This is a genomic window from Halanaerocella petrolearia (assembly GCF_054657875.1).
Genome location: NZ_BAAHXW010000001.1, coordinates 1,078,335 through 1,090,686 on the forward strand (window position 1 = coordinate 1,078,335; position 12,352 = coordinate 1,090,686).

General features: G+C 30.9%; 10 protein-coding genes. All 10 read right to left on the minus strand.

Annotation, left to right across the window (positions count from 1 at the left end; translation table 11 throughout):
- Window positions 1–2: 2 nt before the first annotated feature.
- Entirely contained in the window at window positions 3–875 is an 873-nt protein-coding gene (locus ACYQ39_RS05540; protein WP_459840994.1) for an aldose 1-epimerase family protein, read from the minus strand.
- A gap of 16 nt (window positions 876–891) precedes the next feature.
- Window positions 892–1,797, minus strand: coding sequence for an aldo/keto reductase (locus ACYQ39_RS05545; RefSeq protein WP_459840996.1), 906 nt, complete (start codon window positions 1,795–1,797; stop codon window positions 892–894).
- A gap of 18 nt (window positions 1,798–1,815) precedes the next feature.
- Complete coding sequence (locus ACYQ39_RS05550) at window positions 1,816–2,835, minus strand: LacI family DNA-binding transcriptional regulator (protein ID WP_459840998.1); 1,020 nt, start codon at window positions 2,833–2,835, stop codon at window positions 1,816–1,818.
- A 219-nt stretch (window positions 2,836–3,054) separates the two neighbouring features.
- A complete protein-coding gene (locus ACYQ39_RS05555) occupies window positions 3,055–5,538 on the minus strand; it encodes a glycoside hydrolase family 2 protein (RefSeq protein ID WP_459841000.1) in 2,484 nt (827 codons plus the stop codon).
- Between the two features lie 16 nt (window positions 5,539–5,554).
- Window positions 5,555–7,150 carry a methyl-accepting chemotaxis protein gene (locus tag ACYQ39_RS05560; RefSeq protein ID WP_459841002.1) on the minus strand — a complete coding sequence of 532 codons (1,596 nt, stop codon included), beginning with the start codon at window positions 7,148–7,150 and terminating at the stop codon, window positions 5,555–5,557.
- 9 nt (window positions 7,151–7,159) lie between these two features.
- Entirely contained in the window at window positions 7,160–7,999 is an 840-nt protein-coding gene (locus tag ACYQ39_RS05565) for a formylglycine-generating enzyme family protein (RefSeq protein ID WP_459841004.1), read from the minus strand.
- Window positions 8,000–8,025: 26 nt separating this feature from the next.
- A complete protein-coding gene (locus ACYQ39_RS05570) occupies window positions 8,026–9,240 on the minus strand; it encodes a glycoside hydrolase family 130 protein (RefSeq protein ID WP_459841005.1) in 1,215 nt (404 codons plus the stop codon).
- Entirely contained in the window at window positions 9,227–10,456 is a 1,230-nt protein-coding gene (locus ACYQ39_RS05575; RefSeq protein WP_459841007.1) for an AGE family epimerase/isomerase, read from the minus strand. The genes ACYQ39_RS05570 and ACYQ39_RS05575 overlap by 14 nt, the downstream gene beginning before the upstream one ends.
- Before the next feature lie 29 nt (window positions 10,457–10,485).
- Complete coding sequence (locus tag ACYQ39_RS05580) at window positions 10,486–11,475, minus strand: glycoside hydrolase family 130 protein (RefSeq protein ID WP_459841009.1); 990 nt, start codon at window positions 11,473–11,475, stop codon at window positions 10,486–10,488.
- A gap of 28 nt (window positions 11,476–11,503) precedes the next feature.
- A complete protein-coding gene (locus tag ACYQ39_RS05585) occupies window positions 11,504–12,337 on the minus strand; it encodes a carbohydrate ABC transporter permease (protein ID WP_459841011.1) in 834 nt (277 codons plus the stop codon).
- Window positions 12,338–12,352 lie beyond the last annotated feature (15 nt).

Genomic DNA, 12,352 nt, shown 5'->3' on the forward strand with positions numbered 1-12,352 from the left:
TATTATTCAATTTCAATACTATATACACAAGAAAACTCTGCTTGAGGAATTAAAGATATAATTCCCTCTTTTTTCTTTAATTCTCCAGTTGTCTCCTTAAAATCAGCAATTCCATACCATGGTTCAATACAAATAAAAGGAGCCTCTTCTGACTTAGACCAAATCCCTAAGTACGGAAATCCTTCAAATTCAACTGTGACTCTTCGCTTGGATTTTTTACTTTTTAAGCTGATTTTTTCTGATTGTAAATCCTTAAAAATTAAAGCATCATTATTAAATAATTCTCCTACCAAATCTTTAGTTTTACTACTGCTTAAAAACATTTCTTTGTTATCCGTTAATAAACCCTCTTCTAAAAAATAGGAATCCACATTTTCTTTTGTTTCAAATTCTAAATAATAATCATCTTTTTGTTTACCTTTTTCTAAGGGCCAATTAAAAGCCGGGTGCGCACCAATAGAAAAATACATTTTCTTCTCATCTTTATTTTTAACACTATATTTAACCTTAACTCTATTCTTTTCTAACTGATAAGCAATATCTAGCTCAAACTGATAGGGATATTTTTCTAATGTATTTTGATTACTAGCTAAACGATATACAATTTCATCTTCCTTTTCTATAATTAATTCAAATTCATTATCTCTAGCAAAACCATGCTGGGTTAAATCAAAAGTTTCTCCCTCAACCTGATACTGATCATTTTTTAATTTTCCTACAATTGGAAATAAAATAGGAGCATGTCGTCCCCAATATTTTGGATTAGCTTGCCACAAATACTCAGCATTATCTTCTTTTAGCTTTAAGCTTATCATCTGTGCTCCAACAGTATCAATTTTAGCTGTAATTAATTCATTAATTAATGTTGAAATCATAATTTGCACTCCTTTATCAAATTGTTATCTCGTTAGCTTTCTCTATTATTCCAGGTTTTAATTCCCAATCTAAATAAGATAAATTTTTTTCAATATGAGCTAAGTTTTTAGACCCAAGTAGAACAGAAGTTATTCCTCGATATTGATAAAGAAATTGTAAAGCTAAAGCTACCAATTTGTTAGCATCATTATCTACTAATTTAAGTAATTGCTTGATTTTAGCTTGATCTTCTACCTGTTCTAAATAAGGAACTACTCTAGGGGTCAATCTTCCTCCTGCTAAGCCTCTTTTAATTAATACGCCAATTCCTTTTTTTCTACATAACTCTATTAGTTCTTCATTGGTTCTATTTAATAAACTATATTCTAGTTGCAAGACATCAAATTCGCCTGATTCAATACATTGTTTAGCTATTTGATTACTAGTAGAAGCCCCTAAATATTTAATCTTTCCTTCTTGTTTAGCATCTTTTATTGCTACTAACATTTCTCCATTATCTAATACTTGTTGAGGATTTGGCCCAAAATGAATTTGCATTAAATCAATACAATCTACTTCTAATTTATCTAAGCTATCATCAATTGATTTCTTTACAGCTTGATAACTAAAGTCATAATAAGTATCTGGTTCAGCATTATGCTCGCCACACTTAGAAGATAAGAAAAATTCATCTCGGCGATTAGAAAGAGCTTTCCCAATTCGAGATTCACTTTTATGATAAGCACTGGCAGTATCAATTATATTAATCCCTAAATCAAGTACTCCATTTAATACATCTATTGCTTCTTTTTCAGCTGGCCTTTTCTGTTCAGCTTTAGTCCCTATTCCCCAATCTCTTCCTATTTCTAAAGCACCAAATCCTATAAAAGTTAATTTTTCTCCTGTTCTCCCTAAAGTTCTTTTCTCTAATCCTCTGCACATTAGTAAAAACCTCCAAATTTATTTAGTAGAATCCCGAATAATAGACTCTACAGAAACTACTATCTTTATCGGTTTAGAAGATACACCATTAATTAGATCAATTAATCGCTTCCCTGCTTCTATCCCCATTTCTCGTTTAAAAATTCTTACAGTAGTTAACGAAGGCATTGTATATTGAGACATTTCTATATCATCAAAGCCAACTATTGCAATATCTTCTGGTATAGTATAACCCAATTCTTGACTAGCTTTAATTACTCCAATTGCTAATTTATCATTAGCTGCAGTAAAGGCCGTGGGGATTTCTTTCTGCTTAGTTAAAATATCTTTAGCTGCTTGATAACCATCTTGTACTTCAAAACTTGGCTCACAAAAGATATTCCACTTTGAATTAAGTTCTATTTCTGCTTCCTGTAAAGCTTCTTTATATCCCTTATATCTCTTAGCTAAGGAATCGTGAGTTAATGGCCCACCTATAAAACCAATCTTTTTATGCCCAGATTTTATTAGATGATTTACTATTCTTTTACTACCAAAGAAATCATCATTAACTACACAATCAATATTCTCATTCCATAAATTATTATCTACTAATACCATAGGAATTGCTGTTTCTTTTATCTTTAGAATTATATCTTTGTCTATTTCATAACCAGCTAAAATAACTCCTTTAGTATCTGAGTTATTAATTAACTTTTTTATATTTTCCCAATTATCTTCCTCAGCTTCATTAATTGTTTTAAATACTAAGTGATAATTATATTCCTTAAGTATCTCTTCTACTCCTTCCATAACTTGGTTGTAAAAGGTGTTACTACGTAAATCACCTAATAGATTAGTATTAAAAATAATACCTATATTTTTATTTTCATCTGAAGTAGATTTCTTAGTTTTAACCTTATAGCCTAACTTTTCTGCTGCTTTAAATACTTCTTCCTTAGTTTGAGAAGAAATAGATCCTTTATTATTAAATACCCGAGAAACTGTAGAAGGAGCAACTCCTGCTTCATTTGCTACATCTTGAATGGTAACTTTCATATCCAACTTCCTCCTTATATCTATAGTTTAATTAATTGTTTTGACTAGTTACTATATTTCTGTTATTAGTTACTAAATCCCTTATTATTTCTATAATTTATTGGTTGCTATATTTCTCGCTATTTCTACTAGCTCCTCTTCTGTATAAGAAAAAATTATTGATAAACAGAAGAAAAATAATTTATCTTCTCCTCTGACTATGATTTACTTACACTTAAATTAGTAGATTTTTTGCACCATAGTCGTTAAATCGTAAATATCTATATTATCCACCTTCTTTTCAATCTCAATTTCATATTCTTGATTAGGGATTAAGTTCAAACAATTATCAGCTAAACCTAACTCTTTATCTACTCCTACAATAAATACTCCAAAAGCTGGCTTATCTACCTTTAATCTTAATTTATTATTATTAGTTTCTAACTCAAAATTTGGTTGCGCTAAATCTAACTCTCTAAATTTAGCAAAAGTCTTGTAATTACTATACTCCTGCCCTCCCACTTCTACTGTTACATAAATAACTGTATCCAATAACTCCCCATTTACTTCTTGCTGTAAAGTAGTACTTTGATTATCAACAACTGTAATTTGTGGTTGATAGCCAATACTTAAGTCAGATAAATTAAATTTCTTCGTCTGCTCTACTTGACCTTTAGTTAATATTGAACTATATTCTTTAATAGCTTTTAAATCACCAGCTAAACTATAAGCACTTACAGTAATTTCAGCTTCAACATTTCTCATTAAATCATTATCTACATTAATAACAATTTCATCATCTTTTTGTTTTATAATCGGTAAAATCGGTGCATAAAATTGTTTAGTATAATGATATAATCCTTTTTTTCTACCATAATAATCAACACTAGACCAACTAGCTACGGGCCAACAATCATTAAATTGCCAGTAAATAGCTCCTGCTGTCTTATACTTCCTACTACGCCAGTGTTCTACGGCTGTTTTAACAGCTTCTGCTTGATTAAATTGAGTTAAATACACAAAACTCTTAAAATCTTTAGGAAAACCAAGATGTCTAACTAAATATCTAATTAATCGCTCCTGTCCTTCCACCATCTTATTATGACCTAGTACTATTGGATTTAAAATATGTCTATCCTCTAGTTTAGTATAGGACTTAACAGTTTCCCAATTAGGCATGGCCTGAAAACCAAATTCACTAATAAAGCGAGAAGTGTCTTCCTGATAAGCAGTATAATCTTGCCATCTACTCCAAACATTCCAATTGTGACGATTACCTTCCTTCATACTATTTGGTTCTTCAGTTTTACTATAAGGACTAGAAACCCAGTATGGTCTAAAAGGATCATACTCACTACAAACTTGAGGCAATACTTGCTTAAAAATTTTATTTCCGGCAACTTCATCTTTACCCTTTTGTTGACCAAAGATCCAATTAACTTCGTTATTCCCACACCACAACACGATTGATGGATGATTACGCAATTTTTTTACTACTTCAATTGCTTCTTTTTTAGCCTGCTTTCTAAACCAATCTAATTGGTCTGGATATTCTGCACAAGCATACATAAAATCCTGCCAAACTAAAATCCCCCGTTCATCACAGGCCTGATAAAACTCTTTGTTTTCATAAATACCTCCACCCCAGACCCGTAAAATATTCATATTTGCTTCTACAGCTAAATCAAGGTACTCTTCATATTTCTCTTTAGTCATTCTAGGTAGAAAACTATCACCTGGAATCCAATTGGCTCCTTTAGCAAATATCCGTTCTCCATTAACCTCTAGAATAAAACTTTCTCCAATATCATCTTGTTCTTGAAGTAAGTTTACTGTTCTAATCCCTGTTCTTACTTTTTCTTCTGTTATTATTTTATCCTTTTGCCACACAATAAATATAATATCATATAATGGTTGATTACCTCTTCCTTGAGGATACCATAATTTAGGATTATCTATTTTTAATTTAGCTTTAATTTGCTTACCCTTTTCTTCTGGATACAAATCAACTTTAGTTTTGCTTATCTCTTTTCCTTCAAATTCAGTTACTAATTCTACTTCTACCTCTTCCTCACTAAATAAATTTAGTTTCCCACTTACTTCTAAAATAGCCTCTTGATCTGTAATTGAACTCGTAGCTACATATAGATCTTTTAATTTTGCTTTTGTAAGATACTCCAGATAAACAGGCCTCCAGAGGCCTGTCTGTACTAATGTTGGCCCCCAATCCCAACCAAAGGAATACTGAGCCTTTCTAATATAATTTCTAACTGTATCATTTGTAGCATCAATCTTTACTGCATCATTATCTTTAATAGTTTGACTATTTTTTTTAGCAGAAACAAATTTAACTTTTAACTCATTATCACCTTTAATTAAGTTCTCTTTAACATCAAAACTATACTCAATAAACATATTATTAGTTTTACCTAGTAACTGATCATTTAGATAAATCTCTGCTATAGTATCAATACCAGCAAAAACTAAATTGATTTTGCTATATTCAGCTATATTTTTATCCACCGTAAATGTTTTTTTATAAATCCAATTTTTATCTTCTAACTTATAAAATTCACTTTCATTATTTCTATAAAATGGATTATTTAATTCACCTGCTTCTATTAAATCTAACTGTACACATCCTGGCACTTGAGCTGTTAACCATTGGTTACTACCTAACTCTTTAAACTGCCACTCTCCAGTTAAAAACTGTTTTCTATTCATCATTCAGCCTCCTACTTTATAATTGAAATTGTTGAATTAATTCATTCAATTTTTGTGCTGTAGTAGATAAATCATCTGCTGAATTGGAAATTTGTTGCATTGCTATTGACTGTTCTTCAGTAGCATGAGAAATTTCTCCACTACCTTTAGAAACTTGTTGGCTAAACTGATTTATTTTTTCAATCTCTTCTGTAATATGTTCTATATTAGCGACTATCTTAGTAAAAGTATTTTTAGATTGATCTAATTTCTGAGCTCCATCCTTTATCTGGGCATTATTTTTATTAATACTAACTAAAGCTTGATCTGTTCTATTAACTAATTTCTTAATCATTTGTCTAATTCCATCTATTGAATCTTGCGTTTGTGATGCTAAGTTTCTTATTTCTTCTGCTACTACATTAAAGCCTTGACCATGTCTGCCTGCTCTAGCTGCTTCAATAGAAGCATTTAAAGCCAACAAGTTTATTCGTTCTGAAATATTAGAAATGATATTAATTATACTTTCTATTTCCTCACTAGCATCATTTAATTCATCTATTGTTTGACTACTTTCTTCAGATGTCTCTAAAATTTGTTGAATCTCTTGTTCAGTAGCTCTTATCCGTTCAAATCCATCTTCAGCTAAATGATTAATATAGTGAGCCTCAGTTGCTATCTCACCAGATAAACTGGCTAATTCTTCTGTTGTATTGATAAATTCAGTTGCTGAAGCTGAAACTTCTGTTATTGAACTACTTGTTTCTTCACTAGTTGCAGATAATTGTTGACTAGTAGCAGATGTTTTACCAGCAACTTCTATTACTCTTCCTAATACATCTCTTAAATTATCTATCATTCCATTAATCGAAGATGACAACTGACCTATTTCATCATCATAACAGTAATCTAACTTACTTACATCTAAATTACCAGCAGCAATTTGTTTACTAACCTTTATTACCTGCTGTAAGTTACGACTAATATATCTACTAATTAAATAGACTAGTAAAACTCCTAAACTAATAGAAATAAAAATAGAAACTAATAATAGAAAAGTAGTTCGGCTTACACTTCTTTCCGCTTGCTTGATTGCTCTAATTCTCTGCTGCTCGATTATTGTATTAAATTTATTTAATACAATATTTAACTGCTCTATACTAGTAGAGATTTTACTATATGAGCGCCATAAAGCAGCATAACTGGCCTCTTTTTTTATTTGAGAAACTATATCATCATTAAAAATTTGGTTTATATTTTTATCTAATCTAACTATTTCTGTAAATAGATTTTTTAGTTTTTCATTAGATAAATCATGATATATTTCTTCTAATAATACATTCTCCTTTTCTATTTTAGAAATAAAGTTTTCCCGTGCTCTACTATCTTTTCCTTTAGAAACTATATAGCCTGACGCTATATCTTTTTTACTAATAAATAAAGTTTTTAGCTGTTCAATTTTTATTGATAAGTCTCCCTTACTTTTTAAATGCTTAACTTCTTGCTCCATTTCTACTAAAGAATTATAAATTACTACTGTAGAAATTATAAATAATAGACTAATTAAAATTACAGTAGTTACATATTTTGTTCCAATATTTAAATCTTTAAACTTGTCCCTTAATCCTTTCATAACTCTTTTTTAATCCCCCTTGCTAGTCCGCACTATCCGAAAACCATTATCCAAACTACTAATTTCTGGTTGCACACCAATCCGATTATAATAATCTACTTTAGCAGCATATGATTTATAAAACCAAGAACCTCCTCTTAAAATTCTCCTTTTATGTTTAGAGGGGGATTGCCAATCATTACACCATTCCAATACATTACCACTCATATCATAAATTTTAAGTTGATTTCCTTGCTTATCACCAACAACATGAGGGCCGCGGCCTAAAAAAATATCATTTTCAGAATTTTGAGAATTATTCCAGTGCCAAGCTACTTCATTTATCTTATCACTTCCAGCATAGATTGTATCTTGTCCTTGACTACCTCCTCTAGCAGCATATTCCCATTCATCTTCTAAGGGTAGTCTGTATCCTTCTAGATCAGAGGCTTGTTTTTTTAACTTCCAATCTTTACTATAAGTCTTAGCCAAATTATTCTGTTCACTTAACCAGTTACAATAACTAACTGCTCCATACCAAGTAACACCTATTACTGGATAATTTTCTTTATCACTACTAACTGAAAAATCCCCTTGCTTATAACTTATAGGCTGATAGGGGGAATTTATTTTAATCATCAACTTATTATTATAAATACCAGTAGCAGATACATTAGATTGATTTAAAAACTTAACAAACTCTAAATTAGTTACTTCATACTTATTTATATAATAATTATAATCTACTGTAATCTTATTTGTACCTGCTTTTACTTCTACCAGATTTTCTTTAGCATTTATATTATTACAGTTAGTAATTATTATTAACATTATAATAATCACTACCTGATAGCAATTTCTTTGTCTCAAATTATCCCCCCATATTAAATCTAATATTACTTACTAATAAATTCAGCTATAGATTTCCAGTCCTCTTGACTTATTAATTTTAAATTTTGTTCGATTAAATTATTTCTCTGTTTTACACAAGCATAAGAGCGTCGTGGATCTTCAGGAGTATTAGTTACATAATCAACTAACCTATCGACAGTAGTAGTAGCTACATGAATTCTAGTATCACAAGAAGCATAATAGATATAGACTGTGCCATCATCCTCTGTTATAACTCCATTACAGAAGACAACATTACTTACATCACCAACAAATTCTTCACCTTTTGGAGCAATTAAATATCCACCTGGATCATAGGTAACTTTCTTAGGCTGGTCAAGATCAGTCATAAAAGCATATAATACATATCTTAAACCAGCTGCTGTATTTCTAACTCCATGAGCTATATGCAACCAACCCTGATCTGTCTTAATTGGTGCTGGCCCTTGACCATTTTTAACTTCCTTAATAGTATGATAAACTCTAGAATCAATAATTTCTTCTTCTTCAATTACTGCATTCTCAATATCGTCAACTAATCCCCAACCAATTCCACCTCCACTTCCAGCACTAATAAATCCATCTTGAGGACGAGTATAAAAAGCATATTTCCCATTAATAAACTCTGGATGTAAGACAGCATTTCTTTGTTGTGGAGAAGGACTCTTTAAATCAGATAACCGCTCCCAATTTTTTAAATCTTTTGTCCTAGCAATTCCACATTGAGCTATTGCACTAGAAGTATCATTAGCATTAGGATCTTTTCTTTCAGTACAGAATAAACCATAAATCCAACCATCCTCATGTTCAACTAATCTCATATCATAAACATTAGTATCAGGATCATCTGTTTCTGGCATTACAATAGGATAATCCCAAAATTCAAATCCATCAACTCCATTATCACTTTCAGCTACTGCAAAAAATGACTTTCTGTCATTCCCTTCTACTCTAGCTACTAAATAATATCTATCATTTAATTTTATTGCTCCTGGATTAAAAACTGCATTAATCCCTAAACGTTCCATTAAGTAAGGATTAGTTTCATAATTTAAATCATACTTCCAGTGTAAAGGAGTATGTTCTCTAGTAAGTACAGGATTCTGATATCTATTGAATATTCCATTACCTGGTGTTTGTTTTTGATTTTCTCTATTAATTAACTCTTGATATTCTTTATACAATAATTGTAATCTTTGATTAAATTCATCTTTTGTCATACTGTCTCAACTCCTTTTTTATAGTTTGAAGTCTATTTGTAATTTCAAAACAAGCTCTCCCATTATGATAAGGCGCTTTCCAAGGGTTAACCTTAGCAATGCTTAAATCAGGTTCTCCCATCTTAGATACTTTCCAAAACCACTCACCATTTTCCTGATCAATAATCTGCTCTTCAATAAACAGCCAAATCTTATTTGCAATATTAAGAAAATAATTCTGATTACTAAGTTGATAAGCATTTAAAAAACCTACTACTGCTTCAGCTTGAGGCCACCAATGCTTATCAGTATCTATAACGCCCCTATTATTCCCTTCATAAAAAACTCCTCCATCCTGATCAATTCCTTGTTCATAAGTAACTTCAGCCATCTTTAATACAATTTCTTCTACTTGCTCTAAAATCTCTTGTTCTCCTAAAACTTCTGCTGCCTCATATAATAACCAACTCCCTTCAATATCATGGCCATAGGAAACAATATTGGACTTACAGTTCCAATTTTCATCAAAGAATAATTTAAAATGATAAGTGTTAGAGTCTATAATTTGATTAATCATAACTTGAATTAATTCTTTTAGTTGCTTTTTTAGTCTATTATTTTTCCAAACACTATACAAATTAGTATAGGCTTCTAAAATATGAAGGTGAGTATTCATTGACTTTTTTTCATTCATATCCTTTTCACTTAATCGTAAATCATTAGCTACTTCCCAATCTCTAGTACAAGCTTCAATATATCCTTTATTTTGTTGGTCATAACTATAGTCCTCAATTAAATCAAATATTTTAATAGCTAAATCTAATACCTCTTGCTTTTTAGTAATCTTATAATATTCTGTTAAAGCATAAATCATAAAAGCTTGACCATAAATCTGTTTCTTTTTATCAATTGGGTTTCCCTTATAGTCTAACATCCAGTAAAAGCCTAAAAACTCATCATCCCAAAAGTTAGTTAATAAATAATCATATGCTCTATTAGCTATTTTTAAATATTTAGATTTACCTAATTCTCTATAGGCTAAAGCAAAGGTCCAAAGAATTCGACTATTTAAAATTAAACTTTTACCTTTATTTTGAGGAATTAAATCATTACTTACTGCTCCATAAAACCCACCATTTTTATAATCAATAGTATTACTTAACCAAAAATCTAATATATTATTTTCAAGTTCGGCTTTCACTTTAGTTTGTAATTGATCTAATCTTTCAATTTCCATTACCCGTCCCTCCTAACACCTACACCTTTTTAAGAATTATCTTTAAGATGAGTAATTAATTCTTCTACTTGAGTATAAGCTACTGCTACATACGTATCAGCTGCCCCATAATAAATAGCTATTTGACCTGTCTTAGCATCATGTAAAGTAGCACAAGGAAAAGCTACATTAGGTACAAATCCAGTTGTTTCATATTCCTCTTGTGGAGTTAATAAATAATCATTAGTCCTAGCTAATACTTTACTTGGATCATCTAAATCTAATAATGCTGCTCCTATACTGTACACAAAGCCATTACAAGTTTCTGTAACTCCATGATAGAAAATTAACCAGCCTTCTGATGTTTCAATTGGTACTGGGCCAGGGCCAATTTTAGTGTTCTCCCACCAGTTTTCATCACTACTGCCCATGACATATCTATGCTCTCCCCAATGACACATATTAGGACTTTGGCTTAAGAAGATATCACCAAAGGGAGTATGACCATTATCACTTGGTCGATTAAGCATCACATATTTATCATCTATCTTCCTAGGAAATAAAACTCCATTACGGTTAAAAGGAACAAAGGCATTTTCTAATCTATTAAATGTTTCAAAATTTTTAGTCTTACCGACCCCAATTGTTGGCCCGTTAAATTCTGTACACCAAGTAATATAATAAGTATCTTCAATCTTTACCACGCGAGGGTCATAAGCATAACTAGGGTTAACTAAATTACCATCCTCATCTACCCATTGAATCTTTTCTGGGTTAATATCCCAATCAATTCCATCTTTACTTCTTCCTAAATGCAAATGTGGTTTAGTATTTTTATAATCAGCTCTAAACACTCCTATAAACTCACCCTTATACGGAATAACAGCACTATTAAAAATTCTATCTGCACAAGGAATAGGATCTCGTTCAATAATCGGATTTTGTTTCGACCTCCAGAGTACTTCATCATGTCCTTCTGGTTTCTTTTCCCACGGCATATTTGCTACTGAATCACCAATAATAGTTACTTTATTATTCATTTAACACCCTCCTAATATATTAAGATAATTAATCTAATGCTCCACCAGTAACCCCTTTAACAAAGTATTTTTGTAAAAAGATAAATACTATTACTAAAGGTAAAAATGAAATAACATTAGCTGCCATTAATCTAGGATAATTAATAGCCGCTGAATTAACTTGCATCTGAACAATTCCTACTGGAATCGTCCGTAATAAATCATCTTTAATTAAAGTAGTTGCTAATAAAAATTCATTCCAAGTTCCGTGAACTGCCATTACAATGCACGTAGCTAAAATAGGTTTTGTTAAAGGCATAATAATTCTAGAATAAATCTGCCAGTGATTTGCTCCATCAATCTTAGCTGCTTCATCCATTTCAGGCGGTATTTCTTTTAAATAACCTCGCATCAAGAAAATAGACAATGGTAAGACTCCACCTATATAAGGAAGAATTAATCCCATACGACTATTATAAAGTCCTAGATTCTTTAATATTAAGAACAAGGGAATTAAACCTAATTGTGGAGGTAACATCATCATAGCTAAAAATAAATAAAATAATACTTCCCGACCTCTAAATTCTAATCTAGAAAAGGCATAAGCTGCTAAACTAGAAAAAAAGATACCTACAGATACAGCAACCAAAGTTACTATTATACTGTTTAAATAATATTTAGCCATGCCACCCTTTAACCAAGCTTCAATATAATTACCAAACTTCAATGCCCCCTGAGGAAAGAAATGTCCTTGAGTAAACTCTCTTCTACCTTTTAAAGAAGACATCATAACCCAGAAAGCAGGGAAAACAAATATACTAGTTCCAATTGCTAATATCACATATTTTATCTTGGACACAAATTTTCGCCACATAATATTCATAATTTCTTTTCCCTC

Bases quoted from the DNA above. Each gene is read 5' to 3' on its own strand.
- ACYQ39_RS05560 (WP_459841002.1), bottom strand. From the start codon at position 7,150: ATGAAAGGATTAAGGGACAAGTTTAAAGATTTAAATATTGGAACAAAA.
- ACYQ39_RS05575 (WP_459841007.1), bottom strand. From the start codon at position 10,456: ATGGAAATTGAAAGATTAGATCAATTACAAACTAAAGTGAAAGCCGAA.
- ACYQ39_RS05550 (WP_459840998.1), bottom strand. From the start codon at position 2,835: ATGAAAGTTACCATTCAAGATGTAGCAAATGAAGCAGGAGTTGCTCCT.
- ACYQ39_RS05570 (WP_459841005.1), bottom strand. From the start codon at position 9,240: ATGACAAAAGATGAATTTAATCAAAGATTACAATTATTGTATAAAGAA.
- ACYQ39_RS05555 (WP_459841000.1), bottom strand. From the start codon at position 5,538: ATGAATAGAAAACAGTTTTTAACTGGAGAGTGGCAGTTTAAAGAGTTA.
- ACYQ39_RS05580 (WP_459841009.1), bottom strand. From the start codon at position 11,475: ATGAATAATAAAGTAACTATTATTGGTGATTCAGTAGCAAATATGCCG.
- ACYQ39_RS05585 (WP_459841011.1), bottom strand. From the start codon at position 12,337: ATGAATATTATGTGGCGAAAATTTGTGTCCAAGATAAAATATGTGATA.
- ACYQ39_RS05540 (WP_459840994.1), bottom strand. From the start codon at position 875: ATGATTTCAACATTAATTAATGAATTAATTACAGCTAAAATTGATACT.
- ACYQ39_RS05545 (WP_459840996.1), bottom strand. From the start codon at position 1,797: ATGTGCAGAGGATTAGAGAAAAGAACTTTAGGGAGAACAGGAGAAAAA.